Here is a 15,235-nt window from a genome sequence, read left to right on the forward strand (position 1 = left end):
TTCGTACCGGTTCGTTAAAAAACCTATATTAATAGGGTAACAAATTAAAATAGATCTTGTCAACCAAAGGAAAAGCCCCGCGCATTGGGGCTGCTTTGCGAAAAAAGCCCGCAAAAGCCCTTGAGGACCGGTTTTTTTGCTGCTTTCCCCTATTATACTATGAAAATGTTGGGTAATATATGAATAAAACTTTAATTTCATAAAAAAGCAGAGCCAGGATCTGCTGCATGGTTAATAAACAAAAGAGGAAATGCGTAAAGACGTACTTTTTGAAACGAAAAGCGCACGCGGAATGATGCTTTTAAAGTGTGACCTTTGACGGAAAAAGCGAAGGGGGGGCTGGTGCAACTTTCATAAAAAACAGACGTTGTTTTTTTAACGATTGCCAGTAGAATTTGTTCGAAAAACAGTGGTATAATGACGCCAGAACGGTTGCGCGGGCCTGACCTGCGCGGATCAAAAAGGAGAGAGTGACTATGGCAAATGTGATTGGCAGCCCCTCCCGCTATGTGCAGGGGCGCGGAGAGCTGGCTCATCTGTATGAGCATTGCGAGAAATACGGCAAAGATCTGTTCGTGCTGGTAAGTGCATCCGGCAAAAAGCGCGTGGAGGGCAAGATCGCCCAGAGCGTGGAAGGCACCGGCGCAAAGGTTGTTTACGAGATCTTCAACGGCGAGTGCAGCCAGAAGGAGATCGACCGGGTGGTCGAGGCCTTTAAGGCTTCCGGTTGCAGCGTGGTGGTTGGCATCGGCGGCGGTAAGATCCACGACACCGCCAAGGCGGCTGCCTACTATGCAGGCGCTCCGGTGGTCATCGTGCCCACCATCGCCTCCACCGACGCACCCTGCAGCGCCCTGTCTGTGATCTACACCGATGAGGGTGTGTTCGACCGGTACCTGTTCCTGCCCGCCAACCCCACCGTGGTTCTGGTGGATACCGACATTGTGGCCGCGGCTCCCGCCCGCCTGCTGGTGTCCGGCATGGGCGACGCACTGGCCACCTACTTTGAGGCCCGGGCCTGCCAGGCCTCCGGTGCATCCAACTGTGTGGGCGGCAAGGTGACGCTGGCTGCCATGAGCCTGGCCCGTCTGTGCTACGAGACCCTGCTGGCCGACGGCCTGAAGGCCAAGCTGGCAGTGGAGCGCCACGTCTGCACCAAGGCGGTGGAGAACGTGATCGAGGCCAACACCTATCTGTCCGGCGTGGGCTTCGAGAGCGGCGGCCTGGCGGGCGCGCATGCCATCCACAACGGCCTGACCGCCATCCCCGAGACCCACAGCCTGTACCACGGCGAGAAGGTGGCCTTCGGCACGCTGGTTCAGCTGGTGCTGGAAAACGCCCCGCTGGAGGAGCTGGAAGAGGTGCTGGAGTTCTGCACCGAAGTGGGCCTGCCCACCACGCTGGCCGATTTGGGTGTGGAGAATCCCACCCAGGAGCAGCTGATGGAGGTTGCAAAGCTGGCCTGCGCCGACGCCGACACCCTGCACAACATGCCCTTCCCGGTGGACGCCGACAGCGTATACGCAGCCATTCTGGCGGCGGACGAGCTGGGCAAATACTACACCGACTGCTGAGCAAAATGCGGTTTTACGGCGGCTTTCCTGTTTTGGGGAAGCCGCTTTTCGTTTGTTCAGGGCGGAATCCGGAAAGCATTGTGCAACAATGTCACTTGACAAACAGGAATTATTCCTATATACTCCGGGCAAAGGAAGAACACGGCGGGCAAAACGGCCCGCAGAACGGAGGAAACAATGACAAAAGCCTTGCTGTGGGCGGCGCTGGGAACAGGCATAACCTTCGGCATGACCAGCCTGGGGTCGGCCATGGTGTTCCTGATTCGAAAAAAGACGAGCGAGGGGATGCAGCGCATCTTTCTGGGCTTTGCAGCCGGTGTAATGATTGCGGCTTCGGTGTGGAGTCTGCTGATTCCGGCCATCGAACAGGCGGAGGCGGTGGGCCAGATCGGCTGGATTCCGGCGGCAGGCGGCTTTGTGCTGGGCGCGGCCTTTCTGATGCTGATGGACGGGCTGCTGCCCCACCTGCACGCGGGTTCGGCCCAGCCGGAGGGCCTGCACTCCAACTGGCGGCGCACTACTCTGCTGGTGCTGGCGGTGACCCTGCACAACATCCCGGAGGGCATGGCGGTGGGCCTGTCCTTCGCGCTGGCGGCTCAGCAGAGCGGGGCGCAGGCGGCGCTTACCGGAGCCATGGCGCTGGCCATCGGCATCGGCATCCAGAACTTTCCCGAAGGTGCGGCCATCTCGCTGCCCCTGCATCAGGAGGGCATGAGCCGGGGCAGGGCCTTTGTGTATGGCAGCCTTTCCGGAATTGTGGAACCCATCTTCGGCATTCTGGTGGTGCTGCTGGCGGGCTTCATCGGGCCCTTCATGCCCTGGCTGCTGGCCTTTGCAGCGGGCGCCATGATCTATGTGGTGGTGGAGGAGCTGATCCCGCAGGCTCATCTGGGCGAGCACTCCAACGTGGGCACACTGGGCGTGATGGCCGGTTTTCTGGTGATGATGATTCTGGACGTGGCACTGGGATAAACAAAAACGGAGCGATGGGTTCATCGCTCCGTTTCTTTATGCGTTCAGAATGCCGCTGCGCAGCTGGTCGCAGACTTCCAGTGCGTCCAGCAGATGATAGGGATCTGTGGTGTGGTCACCGGGTGCACCGGTGGTGACCAGAATGTATTCCCGGCCGTCCACCTCCATCAGGCTGGCCAGGCACAGCCCCGCCTGACTGGTATAGCCTGTTTTGCCGCCCAGCAGCTCGCTGCCCTGCCCGGGCAGATTGTCCAGCAGGGAGAACATGGAGCTGTACATGGTGAAGCCCTGGGGATGCTGGGCAGTGGGGGATGTGGTGTAGCTGCGGGAGGTGAACACCTGACGGAAGATTTCATTGTTCAGCGCCGCGTCCAGCAGCTGGGCAAGGTCCGCCGCCGATGCGTAATGGTCCGGGTCATGCAGGCCGGTGCAGTTTGCAAACCGGGTATTTTCCAGCCCAAGCTCTTTGGCTCGCCGGTTCATCTGCTCCACAAAGGCAGATTCACTGCCGCTGACCTGCCGGGCAAGGGTCAGGCAGCACTCCGCACCGGAGGGCAGCATTGCGCCGTAGAGCAGATCCCGAAGGGGAACGGTTTCGCTTGGGGAAAAACCGGCCAGAGAGGCATTCTCGGCCCAGAGATCATTGAAAATTTCAGCGGGAACGGTCACCATCTGATCCAGATCCGGCAGGCTTTCGATGGCCAGCAGCACCGTCATGATCTTGGTGAGCGAAGCGGGAGGGGCTTGCTCCTGCATGGCCTGCCCGGCAAGAAACCTGCCGCTGGAACGATCCAGCAGGGCGGCCCGCGGGCTGAAAAGCCCGTTCAAAGCGGGCACGGTGGAGGAAGGAGAAGAGGCAGGAGCAGACGCACCGGATTCGGCGCCGGCAAGAGATTTGAATCCGGCAAGTGCTGCGAAGAGCAGCAGGGCCAGCAGCCACAAAGCCAGCGGGCCGCGGCGGCTGCGGCGCCGGCGCCTTGCCCGGCGGCGGGGAGCAGGGGAAACACGGCGTGCCGCCGCGGGCTGGCATACCGGGCAGCGGGGGCGCATGGTGCGCGGAGTGGTCATAACAAGCATCGGCCTTTCTTTGCCGGGTAGCGGAAAATGCGCTTCGTCGCCCGGCGTGGTATTGGATGCTTCTGTTATAACAAAAAACGGCCGCAGGTGTTTTGCGGCCGGCTTTCAGTTTCCATACAATTTTCTTACGGCAAAAAAATCCCCGAAAAGCGGTGCGATGGACACCGCTTTTCGGGGATTTGTGAACAGGACAGGTCAGTTTTTCACCGTTCCCATGTGGGAATGTGGAAAACTTCGTGGAAAGGTTGTGGAAAATTACTTTTTCATGCCGGCCTCGGCCACCTTCATCATGATGGCGCATTCCATCCGCTTGCGGAACAGCTCGCAGCCGTACTCGTAAACGCCGGTGATGCTGCCGGTGGCGTGGTAGGCGTTGGCCGCGCAGCCGCCGGAGCAGTACAGCTTTGCCCAGCAGTCCTTGCAGCCGGGGCGGGCGTAGGCGTTGCACAGCTTGAACTCATCCCGCAGGGCGGTGTTGGTCACGCCGTCCCACACGTTGCCCATGCTGTATTTCGGGTCGCCCACGAACTGATGGCAGGGGAACAGTTCGCCCCAGGGGGTCACGGCCAGATACTCGGTGCCGCTGCCGCAGCCGGAGATTCGCTTGTAGATGCAGGGGCCGTGGTTCAGGTCGATCATGTAGTGGTAGAAGGTGAAGCCCTTGCCCTCGCTCTCGCGGCGCAGCATCTCCTTGGCCAGAATCTCGTACTGCTCCATGATCTTGGGCAGGTCCTCCTCGGTGAGGGCGTAGGGATCGCCGGGGGCACAGACCACCGGCTCCATGCTCAGCTGGTCAAAGCCCAGATCGGCCAGATGGAAGATGTCGTTGGTGAAGTCCACGTTGTTGTGGGTGAAGGTGCCGCGCACATAGTATTCCTTGTTACCGCGGGCCTTGGCGAACTTCTGGAACTTGGGCACGATGGTGTCGTAGCTGCCCTGACCGGCGTAGTTCTTGCGCAGCCGGTCGTGGACTTCCTTTCGGCCGTCGATGCTCATGACCACGTTGTTCATTTCCTTATTGGCGAACTCGATGACCTCGTCGTCCACCAGAACGCCGTTGGTGGTCAGGGTGAAGCGGAACTTCTTGTTGTTGGGCTCCTCCAGACTGCGGCCGTAGGCCACCAGCTGCTTGACCACGTCCCAGTTCATCAGGGGCTCACCGCCGAAGAAGTCCACTTCCAGATTCCGGCGCTTGCCGCTGTTGGCCACCAGAAAGTCCAGCGCCTGCTTGCCCACCTCGAAGCTCATCAGGGCACGCTCGCCGTGGTAGTTGCCCTGGCTGGCGAAGCAGTATTCGCAGTTCAGGTTGCAGGTGTGGGCCACATGCAGGCACATGGCCTTCACTTCGGTCACACGCTTTTTGAAATCGAAGGCCATGTCGCCGTAGATGTCCTTGGCGAACAGCTTGCCGGCCTTCTCCAGCTCGGCAATATCAGCCAGGCACTGGCGCAGGTCGGCCTCGGTCACGTCCTCGCGGTCGGCGTATTTTTCCAGCATCCTGGCCACGATCTCGTCGGCGGGGGTGGTCTCGTACAGGCCGATCACGTCGTAGGCCACCTCGTCCACCACATGGACCGAGCCGCTGAATACATCCAGCACGATGTTGTATCCGTTGAGTTTATACTGATGGATCATGAAACGAAGGTTCCTTTCTGTAAATGAATCGATCAAAGAATAAGAATCTATTCAAAAATCCGGCGGGCAGCAGGCCCGACTGGATGAAAACGCAAAAAATACCGCCTGCGCAGGATCGGCAGGCGGTATGCTGCAAGGCAAGAATTACTTCTCGTCGTTCTTATGCTCGCACATCTGGTTAGCAACACCGCAGGAGGTTTTGCAGGCAGACTGGCAGGAAGTCTGGCATTCGCCGCAGCCGCCGGTCTGTATGCTCTTGGCCAGGTCGCGGGTCTCGAGAGTCTGAATCCGGTTCATCGATACGTCCCCCTTTCTATACCATAAATTTCCGGGAACCGGGCGGGAATGCCCGGTGCTTAAGAAACCTATAGAAACTTGCGTTTATTATACAATGGAAGCGGCCTTTTCGTCAATACCTACTTTGGCAGCCCCGGCGGGAGCCAGCAGGGTGAACAACGCGCAGGGGATAAAGTAGGCAAAGGCCAGCAGGTAGCGGATCTGCATATAGCTGGGCGCACCCAGAACCAGCCCGAACCACACCAGATACAGCGGCAGATAGGCCAGCAGCAGCCGGGCGCGGCGGCGCAGCAGCTGCACCACACCGCACAAAAGCAGGCCCCAGGCCATGAGTGCCGGCGGGAAGAACACCGCCCGGGCTTCCAGCTCGTCCCGCAGGCCGGCCCAGCCGGTGAGCCCCAGCACGATGTCCTTGCTGGTGATGCCGAAGGCCCCGTTGCTGCCCTCGTAGGGGAAGGAATAGCTGCCGCCGTCAAACCGGGGGCTCACATAGCCCGCAATCTCGGCCAGCCAGGCCTTCAGGTAGCCCTGCCAGTGGCCGGGCAGCAGCTGCGCCCACACCGAGAGCAGATCCAGCTTGCCCTGCAAAGTGCCAAAATGCTCGGCGTTGAACTCGGAACTGGTTTTCACCGGGTCCACGGTGATGGGGCTGTAATTCTGGGCCATGGCCTCCACCGGGATCACCCGGGCAATGGTCTCGGCCTGCTGGGGGCTGAAGGCCTCCGGCTTGGAGGAGGCCACATAGGCCAGCTGCTGCAGCGGTACGGCCCAGGCCTCGGCGGTCATGGTGCTCTGCAGCCCCAGCGCGGTGTACAGCGGGCCGGTGACCAGCTTCACGGCGATCAGTACCGGCAGCATCACGGTGAGGATGCGGCGGCGGGCCGGGCGCAAAGCACACAGCGCAAGGCAGACCACCGCCGCAATGGGCCAGCCGTTGCCCCGCAGAAAGCACAAAAGCAGGGTGAGAACAACAAAATGAATCAGCGGGCCCTTTTGCCGCAGGTTCTCCGCCCGGCAGCGGGCGGTGTCGAACAGGAACAGGCAGTAGAGCAGCAGCACCCCGTTGAACAGCGGATCCTTCCAGACCACAAGGCTCTGGAAGGCGTACATGGTGCAGCCGCCAAAGAGCGCGAAGCCCAGGCCGACGGCCAGAAGCCCCGCTCCCCGCCGCCGCATCCATACCAGACTGTATGCCAGCATGGCGGCCACGGCGGTCATCTGCAAAAAGCCGAAGAGATAGGCCCCCAGTTCGATCAGCCCCAGCTTGTAAAAGGGCCAGAGAATCAGCCGGAGCAGCAGCGTGTAAAGGATGGGGTGGGCGTCGTTCAGGCCGCCCTCCAGCGCCTGCTCCAGAAGGGAAACGGAGTCCACATCCAGCCGCACCGGGCCCCAGCACAAAAACACCGGCAGCCACAAAAGAAGAATCACGCCGGTGTACAGCGCCAGCTGACGCCACAGCGGCCCGGCGGGCGCCGTGGGCACTTGCACCGCAGGCAGATGGGTGAGAAACCGGCACAGCCCCAGCAGAATGGGGAAGAGCAGCGCGCTGAGAATCACCCAGAACAGCAGAAAGGAAAGGTCAAACTGCATGGTGCCGGCCACTGCGTTCTGGCCCAGGGTGAAAAAGCAGAACGCCGCGCCTAAGGCCCCGCAGGCAAGACCTTCCCGCCGACCGGGCTTCTGGCACAGGCCGCGCACGGCGCACACAAAGCAGACGCCCCAGAACAAACAGAAGGCGGGCGGGGCCCACACCTGACAGGCCCAGAGCAGAAACAGTGCACAGAAAAGGCCGCTCACCGCCCCGGCGGCAGGTACCAGACGGCGGTGACGGCGCAGAAAGGCTTCCGCGTTGGAAAAGCTGGATAACATTCGATCAGCCTCCTTTGGTCAGATTGGGTTCATCCGGCAGCACCCGCAGTACGCGGGGCATGCCGCCGCCGGTACTGTGCAGCCGAACGCCCTGCCGGGTCAGTCGGGCGCAGCAGGAAAGGAATGTGCGGTCCACCCGTTCGCCGGGCACGATCAGAGGAATACCCGGCGGATAAGCCCACACATATTCCGCGCACACCCGGCCTTCGCAATCGGCCAGCGGCGTTTCCTCTCCGGGGCGTTCCAGCGCCTCGCTCACCGGAAGGACAGAGGGCGGCAGCGGCAGCGGCTCGGCGGCAGGGGGCATCGGGCGGGCGGCCAGGCTCTGGTCGATTGCCACCAGCGCCCGGGCCAGCCGCAGCAGGGTTTCCTCGGTATCGCCAAGGCCGGTCATGGCAATGGCCCAGTCGCCGCTGGCCATCTCCAGCTCAATGGCGAATTCCTCCCGCAGCCGGGCCATCAGCCCCGGGCCGGTGAGGGCGGTGCCCCGGGTGGAGACTACCAGCTTGCCCGGGTCGTGGGCATAAAGGGTGGGGTGGCGTTCCGGTGCGTCCGTCCCGTGGCAGAGCACCCGCAGCCGGGTCAGGCCGGCAATGGCCCGGTCAAAGGCGGCCAGTGCCGCCTGCCAGCGGGCAAACAATTCGTCGCCCCGATGTTCCAGAAGATCCACGCAGCCATCCATGCTGGCCATCAGCAGGTAGGAGGGGCTGCTGGTTTCAAAGATGCCCAGCTGGCGTTCCAGCGCCTCGGCCGAAACCAGATTCCCCTGCTGGTGCAGGATGCCGGTTTGGGTCAGGCTGGGCAGGGTTTTGTGCAGGCTCTGCACCACCACATCCGCACCGGCGGCTACCGCTCCGGCGGGCCAGCCGGGGGCAAGGCCCAGATGGGCCCCGTGGGCTTCGTCCACCAGCACCGGCACGCCCGCCCCATGGGCGGCGGCGCAGATGGCGGAAAGGTCGCTGATCACGCCCTCATAGGTGGGGCTGGTGAGCACCAGCAGTTTTGCGTCCGGATGGGCGGCCAGCGCCGTGCGTACCTGCTCCGGCGTGATGGAGGCCAGCACCCCGAAGGCTTCGTCCACCGGCGGGGCCAGCCAGACCGGCACCGCGCCGCACAGCTCCAGCGCATGGTACACGGACTTGTGGCAGCCGCGGCTCAGAATCACCTTGCCGCCCCGGCCTGCCGCCGCCCGGATACCGGCCAGAATGCCGCAGGTGCTGCCATTCACCAGAAAAAAGCTGTTTGCGGCACCCCACAGACGGGCAGCCCGGTCCATGGAGTCTTTCAAAATACCCTCGGCTTCGTGCAGATCATCGAAGCCGTGAATCTCGGTAATATCCCAGGCCGCGCCCAGTGCAGCCAGATAGGGGGCCAGAGCGGAGTTCCGCTTGTGGCCGGGCATGTGCATGGGAGCAGGGCCGTCGGTGCTGTGCCGGGCCAGTGCTTCCAGAAGCGGGGAAAATGAATCAGACATTGGGATTGCTCCTTTAAACTTTAAAGCGGTATCCCGGCGGGAAAGACCGCCGCATTTTTTCACTTTATCATACCACACTTAGCCCCGGCGGCGCAAAAAAAGAAGGGATATGCACGATGCAGCGGGAAACCGCCCGGTTTTATGGTATAATAATCAAAACGAGTATCAAAACGGGGCGTCCTATCATGGGCGCCCCCGGATGAAATGAGGAATTTACAATGAAAAATTTCCGCAAGACCTTTTCCATCTCTTCGGTGGCGTTTATTCTGGTGGGCCTGGCACTGCTGCTCTGGCCGGATATTTCGCTCCGGCTGGTGTGCGGCCTGTTCGGCCTGGTAATTCTGCTGAAGGGCGTGAGCAGCATCTATACCTTCCTGCGGGCAGAGGTGCGGGGCTTCTTCAGCTACTTCGGCTGGCTGTTCGGTGCGGCTGCGGTGGCGTTGGGCATCTTTTTGCTGATCCGGCCCCAGACCGTAGTTTCCGTGCTGCCCATTCTGGTGGGCCTGTTTGTAATCATGGACGGTGTGATGCGGGTGCAGAGTGCCTTTGAGCTGCGGGCTGCAGGTTATGACCGCTGGTGGAGCCTGCTGCTTTTGGCGCTGGTCAGCGTGGTATTGGGCGCGGTAATGCTGTGGAACCCGTTCGGCACCGTGGAAGTGCTGGTCATGGCCATCGGCGTGATCCTGATGGTGGAGGGCATTTTGAATCTGGCCGGTTCCATCTGGGCGGCAATTCAGCTGAAGGGCCTGAAAAAGGCCGCCCGGGATATGGCGGATCAGATGCAGGAGATGCTCACCGATCCCGCCTTTGACGACGGCGACATCGTGGAGGCCGACTGGCGCGATCTGGACGAAAAACGCTGACCCGGCATGGAACGGATCAATCCGAAACGGGCACAGACCCCGTCGCCGGACATGCAGCGGGCCGCCGCCCTGTGCGGATTGGGGGCACTGGCTTATCTGGCGGCGGAATCGGCCCTGAGCGGGCTGCTTGGCCCGTCGGTAGAAGGCCTGCCCCCGGCGGCGGGCGAGCTGGTGGCGCTGGGCAAGAATCTGCTGGCATTGGCCGCCCCCTTTCTGCTGGTGCTGGCCTGCCCGCCCGGGGCCCCGGTGCGGCTGCGCCGGCCCCGCAGAGGAATGCTTCCGGTGCTGTTTGTGCTGTTCTGGGGGCTTACCATGGCGGGAAACCTTGCCAGCAGCGGCCTGCTGGCCCTGCTGGGGGAAGCGGGCGGCGCAGAGCTTGCGGACGCACCCGCGGCTCTGATCTGGCTGCGGCTGGCGCTGGTTCCGGCGGTGGGCGAAGAGCTGCTGTTCCGGGGGCTGATGCAGGGGTATCTGCGCCCTTGGGGCAGCCGGGCGGCGGTGTGGGGCCAGGCGGTGCTGTTTGCGCTGCTGCACGGCGATGCACCGGCCTGCCTTTCGGCGCTGCTTTCCGGGCTGGCGCTGGGCCTTTGCGCGGAAACCAGCGGCGGCCTTTTGCCCGGCATGGCTTTTCATCTTTACAACAATACGCTGGCTTTGCTGAGCCAGACCGGTGCAGGCAGTGCATGGGTTCAGCCGCTGCTGCTGTTTGGCCTGCCCGCCGCCGCGCTGATGGCATGGGCGATAAAGCCAGGGCGTCCGCCCCGCCTGCAGGGGACCGGGGCAGGCGTTCTGATCCGCTGCCCCGGCTACGGGCTGGCGGTGGTGCTGCTGGCGATGCAGATGCTGCACGCCACATTTACATGATTTATCACGAAGGAGAAATCCGATGACCGACCAAGAACTGATGGGCCTTGCTCTGGAGGAGGCAAAAAAAGCCGCCGCACTGGGCGAGGTTCCGGTGGGCGCAGTGGTGGCCAAGGACGGCGAACCCGTTGCCATGGCCCACAACACCCGCGAAACCGAGAAAAATGCCCTGCACCATGCCGAGCTGCTGGCCATCGATGCGGCCTGCAAAAAGCTGGGTGGCTGGCGGCTGTGGCAGTGTGAGCTGTTTGTGACGCTGGAGCCCTGCCCCATGTGCAGCGGGGCCATCATCAACAGCCGCATCAAGCGGGTGGTCTACGGCGCAAAGGATACCAAGGCCGGCTGCTGTGGCTCGCTGGTGGATCTGTTCGCCTACCCCTTCAACCATCATCCGGTGATTGAAAGCGGATTGCGGGAGCAGGAGGCGGCGGAGCTGCTGCAGGAGTTTTTTGCCATGCTGCGGCGCAAACGAGAGGAGAAAAAGGGGAAATGAGAGAAAAAACCGTGCTTGTCACCGGGGCCAGCCGGGGCATCGGGGCCGCAGTGGCCCGGGCCTTTGCCGCTGCCGGGTATCGGGTGGCTGCCAACTACAACACCAGCAAAGCCGAGGCTGAGGGACTGGCAGCCCAGTGGCCCGGCCGGGTGCTGCCGGTGCAGGCGGACGTGGCGAACCGGGCCCAGGTGGAGGCCATGTTCCGGCAGGTGGAAGAGACCTTCGGCGGGGTGGATGTGCTGGTGTGCAATGCGGGCATTGCCCGGCAGGAGCTGTTCACCGACGTGACCCCAGAGGCGTGGCAGCGGATGCTGGATGTGCACCTGAGCGGTGCGTTCCACTGCTGCCAGTGTGCGCTGCCCCACATGCTGCATCAGAAATGGGGCCGCATTGTGACCGTGAGCTCCATGTGGGGGCAGGTGGGCGGCAGCTGCGAGGTGGCCTATTCCGCCGCAAAGGCGGGGCTGATCGGCCTGACCCGGGCGTTGGCAAAGGAGGAGGGCCCCAGCGGCATCACCGTGAACTGCGTGGCCCCCGGCGTGATCGAAACCGATATGATGGCATCCTTTTCCGCTGAGGACAAGGCCGCCCTGGCGGAGGAAACGCCGCTGGGCAGTCTGGGCAGCCCGGAGCAGGTGGCAAAGGCCATTCTGTTCCTGGCCAGCGACGACGCGGACTATATCACCGGCCAGGTGCTGGGCGTGAACGGCGGGCTGGTGGTGTAACGCTTTGGCTCCCTGCCGCATACAATGCGGGCAAGGAGGGGAGCATAATGACCGTGTTTCAGGAAGGGATCGATGTATCCCGTTATCAGGGTGTGGTGGACTGGTCCGCCGTGGCCGCGGCGGGCAAGGAGTTCGCCATCGTCCGGGTGGGCTCCAGCAACCAGAGCGGGCCCTATGTGGATCCTTATTTTACCCGCAATGTACAGGGCGCGCACGAAGCCGGGTTGCGGGTGGGGGCATATTTCTACACCTACGCAAAAAGCGAGGACGAGGTCATCCGGGAGCTGGAGGTATTTCTGAAGGCGCTGGAGGGGCACCGACTGGAGTATCCGGTTTATGTGGATGCGGAAGACGCTTCGCTGGCCAGTCTGGGCCGGGAGAAGGTGACCGGTCTGATTCAGTTTTCCATGGACATTCTGGATCAGAAGGGCTGGTTCCCGGGGTATTACAGCTATACGGAATTTCTGCGCCGTTACATCAACACCCGGCAGCTGGAGGATTATCCGCTGTGGGTGGCGGATTACCGGGGCTGTGTGGGCTATCAGGGGGATTACGGTGTATGGCAGTATTCCTCGGTGGGGCAGGTTGGCGGTGTGAACGGAAACGTGGATCTGAACTACAGCTACAAGGATTATCTGCCCCTGATCCGGGCTGCGGGCAAAAACGGCTACCTGCCGGAGGTGGATCCTGGCCAGCCGGAGAATTCCGATTATTATGCCCTGTGGCGCGCCGCACAGGATAAGCTGGACCGGATCGCCCTGATTCTGGCTGAGGAATAGCGGCGGTTTCAGTTGCATCCGCAGCCGAAACGTGCTATGGTTAAGGCGATACCGCAGCGGGCCTGCCGGAGAGGCGTGAAATACGGCCCGTGGGAAGAGAAAAATACATCCGTTTTAGGAGAATCGTATGGAAAATAAAAAATTTCTACGCAATGTGCTGGGCATTGCCACCTTCTGCATCCTGCTCTACTGGGGCCTGCAGAACATGGATCAGGTGGCGGGCTTTCTGAGCACGGTGGGCGGCCTGCTGCTGCCCTTCCTGCTGGGCGCTGCCATGGCCTTCATTCTGAATGTGCCCATGCGGGCCATCGAGACCCATCTGCCCCAAAAGCTGCAGCGGGCTCACCGGGGAATTTCTCTGGTGCTTACCCTGGCGGCGGTGGTCGGGGTAGTAATGGTGGTGTCGCTTCTGGTTTTGCCCCAGCTGAAAAACACCGTGCAGACCATCGCAGCCCGGATGCCCGCCTTCTGGGCACAGGCGCAGCAGTGGGCCAACGAGCTGATGATCCGTTACCCGGAGCTGGCGGACTGGCTGAGTGAGGCCGGGAATCTGAACCTGCGCAATGTGACCCAGCAGGTGATGGACTGGCTGAAGAATGGCGGACTGGCACTGGTGGGCAACACGGTCACCGCTGCCACCGGTATCATCTCGGGCTTTGTGAATTTCTTTATCGCACTGATCTTTGCCATCTACCTGCTGTTCCAGAAGGAGACGCTGAGCCGTCAGGGCCGGATGCTTCTGTTTGCCTGGATGCGCCCCGAGCACGCGGAAAAGGTGCTGGAGGTGGTTCGCCTGGCCAACAAGACCTTCTCGAACTTTCTGTCCGGCCAGTGCCTGGAGGCCTGCATTCTGGGGGCGCTGTTTGCGGTGGGCATGCTGCTTTTCCGCATGCCCTATGTGCTGCTGGTCAGCGTACTGGTGGCGGTCACCGCACTGATTCCGGTGTTCGGCGCCTTCATCGGCTGTTTTGTGGGCGCGTTCCTGATTCTGATTCAGAACCCCATGCAGGCTGTGGTGTTTGTGATTCTGTTCCTGGTCATCCAGCAGATCGAGGGCAACCTGATCTATCCCCGCGTGGTGGGCGGCTCGGTGGGCCTGCCCTCGGTGTGGGTGCTGGCCGCGGTTACGCTGGGTGGCAGCATGTTCGGTGTGGTGGGCATGCTGGTGATGATTCCTCTGTGCTCGGTTCTGTACAGTATGCTGCGCACTGCAACCCGGGAGCGGCTGCGCAGCCGGGGTGTGGAAAAGGCAAAGTACATGCTGGATCCGGCCCAGCCGGGGAAAAAGGCTGCTGCACAGCCCGCCAAATCCGCAAAGACCGGCAAAAAATAAATCGACAAGGCAAAGCGTGCCCGCCCGAAAAATTCGGGCGGGCACGCTTTTGCATACAAATGAAAAACCGCCGGTCAAAGCCGGCGGTTTTGAAAATCGAATTACTTCAGCAGCTCTTCCACAGCGGCCTTGGGCTTCAGGCCCACGCTCTTGTTGGCAACAACGCCGTCCTTGAATACGATCAGGGTGGGGATGCTCATCACACCGAACTGCATGGCCAGCTCAGGGTTCTCGTCGATGTCGATCTTGCACACCTTCACCTGACCGGCCTTCTCCTCGGCCAGCTCATCCACGATGGGGGCCATCATGCGGCAGGGGCCACACCAGGTTGCCCAGAAATCCACCAGAACGGGGAGGTTGCTCTGCAGGACTTCCTGCTCGAAGTTTGCTTTATTTACGGTTACAACGCTCATTTCATAACACTCCTTTTTATTCAGGGCCCCGGCGGGCGGGGCGGTTCATCCATTGGCTTTAGTATACCAGCGGCCGAATGGCTTATCCGTGATAAAATCACGGTAAATATACCGAAATGGTGGAAATTTTCCAGTTCAGCGCAGGCTGTCTTTGGCCACAGCGCGCAGCTTGTCCATATCCAGCAGGGTGATGCAGCCCCGGGCAATGAGCACCATTTTTTCGGTCTGGAAATACTTGAGCATCCGGGTCACCACCTCCCGTGCGCTGCCCAGATGATGGGCAATCTCCTCGTGGGTCAGGCGAAGCTCGGTTGTGTCGTTCAGCTGGGCCTCTCCCACCAGGAAGGCGGCAAGGCGGCTGTCCAGATGCTTATAGAGGATCTGATCCAGCAGCCACATCACATCGGAAAAGCGGCTGGCAATCAGCTCGGTGGTATAGTTGGCAACCGGGGCGGATTCCTGCATCAGTTTTTTGTAGACCGGGGCGGGGATGCGGTAGAGCACGCAGTCCTTTTCCGCCTGCACCGAAATGTCGAACTGCAGGCTGTTCAGCATGCAGTAGGCCGACAGAATGCACACGTCCCGCTCGAACAGGCGGTAGAGGGTGACCTCGCGCCCTTCATCGGAAAAGGAATAGCCCCGCAGCTGGCCGTGAACAACGATCAGAGGGCCCACACAATCCTCCGAGCCGTTGTGTACCACTTCACCCTTGGTCACATGGTGCAGCGTCACGTTCTGGGCCAGAAACTGCTGCTGCTCACGGGTGAGCTTGGGCCAGAAGGGAAGGTATTCGTAAAATTCCATCAAAAGGCCTCCCGGGGGTTACAAATTTTGGCAAGATGCCAACCAGAATTCCATAAAACGATT

The 15,235-nt window shown here is 61.3% G+C and carries 15 protein-coding genes; 8 read left to right on the plus strand and 7 right to left on the minus strand.

Annotated features, from left to right (window positions below; translation table 11 throughout):
- The first annotated feature begins 476 nt into the window (after positions 1-476).
- On the plus strand, positions 477-1,574 hold the full coding sequence (locus tag EDD77_RS08785) for a glycerol dehydrogenase (protein ID WP_058965560.1): 1,098 nt from the start codon (positions 477-479) through the stop codon (positions 1,572-1,574).
- Between the two features lie 177 nt (positions 1,575-1,751).
- Positions 1,752-2,546, plus strand: coding sequence for a ZIP family metal transporter (locus EDD77_RS08790; RefSeq protein ID WP_058965562.1), 795 nt, complete (start codon positions 1,752-1,754; stop codon positions 2,544-2,546).
- Between the two features lie 36 nt (positions 2,547-2,582).
- Here the strand turns inward: EDD77_RS08790 and EDD77_RS08795 are convergent, their stop codons facing one another.
- From EDD77_RS08795 to EDD77_RS08815, 5 genes are all read right to left on the minus strand, one after another.
- Positions 2,583-3,614, minus strand: coding sequence for a D-alanyl-D-alanine carboxypeptidase family protein (locus EDD77_RS08795; protein WP_242868430.1), 1,032 nt, complete (start codon positions 3,612-3,614; stop codon positions 2,583-2,585).
- Positions 3,615-3,878: 264 nt separating this feature from the next.
- Complete coding sequence (gene scfB, locus EDD77_RS08800; protein ID WP_058965564.1) at positions 3,879-5,258, minus strand: thioether cross-link-forming SCIFF peptide maturase; 1,380 nt, start codon at positions 5,256-5,258, stop codon at positions 3,879-3,881.
- A gap of 144 nt (positions 5,259-5,402) precedes the next feature.
- Complete coding sequence (scfA, locus tag EDD77_RS08805; protein WP_058965566.1) at positions 5,403-5,555, minus strand: six-cysteine ranthipeptide SCIFF; 153 nt, start codon at positions 5,553-5,555, stop codon at positions 5,403-5,405.
- A gap of 87 nt (positions 5,556-5,642) precedes the next feature.
- The gene (locus tag EDD77_RS08810) at positions 5,643-7,424 is read right to left on the minus strand and encodes a DUF6020 family protein (RefSeq protein WP_058965568.1); all 1,782 of its coding nucleotides are present in this window, start codon (positions 7,422-7,424) and stop codon (positions 5,643-5,645) included.
- Positions 7,425-7,428: 4 nt separating this feature from the next.
- Entirely contained in the window at positions 7,429-8,898 is a 1,470-nt protein-coding gene (locus EDD77_RS08815; RefSeq protein ID WP_058965570.1) for an aminotransferase class I/II-fold pyridoxal phosphate-dependent enzyme, read from the minus strand.
- Between the two features lie 218 nt (positions 8,899-9,116).
- On the opposite strand from EDD77_RS08815, the gene EDD77_RS08820 reads away from it, so the two are divergent.
- The 6 genes from EDD77_RS08820 to EDD77_RS08845 all read left to right on the plus strand — a co-directional run bounded on the left by EDD77_RS08820 (position 9,117) and on the right by EDD77_RS08845 (position 13,955).
- Entirely contained in the window at positions 9,117-9,761 is a 645-nt protein-coding gene (locus EDD77_RS08820) for an HdeD family acid-resistance protein (protein ID WP_058965573.1), read from the plus strand.
- 6 nt (positions 9,762-9,767) lie between these two features.
- Positions 9,768-10,625: a CPBP family intramembrane glutamic endopeptidase gene (locus EDD77_RS08825; RefSeq protein WP_082669638.1), complete on the plus strand. Its 858-nt coding sequence runs from the start codon at positions 9,768-9,770 to the stop codon at positions 10,623-10,625.
- A 22-nt stretch (positions 10,626-10,647) separates the two neighbouring features.
- On the plus strand, positions 10,648-11,118 hold the full coding sequence (locus EDD77_RS08830; protein WP_058965577.1) for a nucleoside deaminase: 471 nt from the start codon (positions 10,648-10,650) through the stop codon (positions 11,116-11,118).
- Positions 11,115-11,843 (plus strand): elongation factor P 5-aminopentanone reductase, encoded by a 729-nt coding sequence (gene ymfI / locus EDD77_RS08835; RefSeq protein ID WP_058965579.1) that lies wholly within the window; start codon positions 11,115-11,117, stop codon positions 11,841-11,843. The genes EDD77_RS08830 and ymfI overlap by 4 nt, the downstream gene beginning before the upstream one ends.
- A 47-nt stretch (positions 11,844-11,890) precedes the next feature.
- Positions 11,891-12,622 (plus strand): glycoside hydrolase family 25 protein, encoded by a 732-nt coding sequence (locus EDD77_RS08840; protein ID WP_058965581.1) that lies wholly within the window; start codon positions 11,891-11,893, stop codon positions 12,620-12,622.
- A gap of 127 nt (positions 12,623-12,749) precedes the next feature.
- The gene (locus tag EDD77_RS08845; protein WP_058965583.1) at positions 12,750-13,955 is read left to right on the plus strand and encodes an AI-2E family transporter; all 1,206 of its coding nucleotides are present in this window, start codon (positions 12,750-12,752) and stop codon (positions 13,953-13,955) included.
- A 101-nt stretch (positions 13,956-14,056) separates the two neighbouring features.
- On the opposite strand, the gene trxA is transcribed toward EDD77_RS08845, so the two are convergent.
- Both trxA and EDD77_RS08855 read right to left on the minus strand, forming a co-directional pair.
- Complete coding sequence (gene trxA, locus EDD77_RS08850) at positions 14,057-14,368, minus strand: thioredoxin (RefSeq protein ID WP_058965585.1); 312 nt, start codon at positions 14,366-14,368, stop codon at positions 14,057-14,059.
- Positions 14,369-14,503: 135 nt separating this feature from the next.
- Complete coding sequence (locus EDD77_RS08855; protein ID WP_058965587.1) at positions 14,504-15,172, minus strand: Crp/Fnr family transcriptional regulator; 669 nt, start codon at positions 15,170-15,172, stop codon at positions 14,504-14,506.
- Between the last annotated feature and the right edge of the window lie 63 nt (positions 15,173-15,235).

Origin of the sequence: Allofournierella massiliensis (assembly GCF_004345265.1) — a bacterium.
In the GTDB taxonomy this organism is placed as follows: Bacteria; Bacillota; Clostridia; order Oscillospirales; family Ruminococcaceae; genus Allofournierella; species Allofournierella massiliensis.

What these genes read in the sequence shown, in the direction of transcription:
- EDD77_RS08785 (WP_058965560.1), top strand. Translation starts at nt 477, where the DNA reads ATGGCAAATGTGATTGGCAGCCCCTCCCGCTATGTGCAGGGGCGCGGA.
- EDD77_RS08790 (WP_058965562.1), top strand. Translation starts at nt 1,752, where the DNA reads ATGACAAAAGCCTTGCTGTGGGCGGCGCTGGGAACAGGCATAACCTTC.
- EDD77_RS08795 (WP_242868430.1), bottom strand. Translation starts at nt 3,614, where the DNA reads ATGACCACTCCGCGCACCATGCGCCCCCGCTGCCCGGTATGCCAGCCC.
- scfB (WP_058965564.1), bottom strand. Translation starts at nt 5,258, where the DNA reads ATGATCCATCAGTATAAACTCAACGGATACAACATCGTGCTGGATGTA.
- scfA (WP_058965566.1), bottom strand. Translation starts at nt 5,555, where the DNA reads ATGAACCGGATTCAGACTCTCGAGACCCGCGACCTGGCCAAGAGCATA.
- EDD77_RS08810 (WP_058965568.1), bottom strand. Translation starts at nt 7,424, where the DNA reads ATGTTATCCAGCTTTTCCAACGCGGAAGCCTTTCTGCGCCGTCACCGC.
- EDD77_RS08815 (WP_058965570.1), bottom strand. Translation starts at nt 8,898, where the DNA reads ATGTCTGATTCATTTTCCCCGCTTCTGGAAGCACTGGCCCGGCACAGC.
- EDD77_RS08820 (WP_058965573.1), top strand. Translation starts at nt 9,117, where the DNA reads ATGAAAAATTTCCGCAAGACCTTTTCCATCTCTTCGGTGGCGTTTATT.
- EDD77_RS08825 (WP_082669638.1), top strand. Translation starts at nt 9,768, where the DNA reads ATGGAACGGATCAATCCGAAACGGGCACAGACCCCGTCGCCGGACATG.
- EDD77_RS08830 (WP_058965577.1), top strand. Translation starts at nt 10,648, where the DNA reads ATGACCGACCAAGAACTGATGGGCCTTGCTCTGGAGGAGGCAAAAAAA.
- ymfI (WP_058965579.1), top strand. Translation starts at nt 11,115, where the DNA reads ATGAGAGAAAAAACCGTGCTTGTCACCGGGGCCAGCCGGGGCATCGGG.
- EDD77_RS08840 (WP_058965581.1), top strand. Translation starts at nt 11,891, where the DNA reads ATGACCGTGTTTCAGGAAGGGATCGATGTATCCCGTTATCAGGGTGTG.
- EDD77_RS08845 (WP_058965583.1), top strand. Translation starts at nt 12,750, where the DNA reads ATGGAAAATAAAAAATTTCTACGCAATGTGCTGGGCATTGCCACCTTC.
- trxA (WP_058965585.1), bottom strand. Translation starts at nt 14,368, where the DNA reads ATGAGCGTTGTAACCGTAAATAAAGCAAACTTCGAGCAGGAAGTCCTG.
- EDD77_RS08855 (WP_058965587.1), bottom strand. Translation starts at nt 15,172, where the DNA reads ATGGAATTTTACGAATACCTTCCCTTCTGGCCCAAGCTCACCCGTGAG.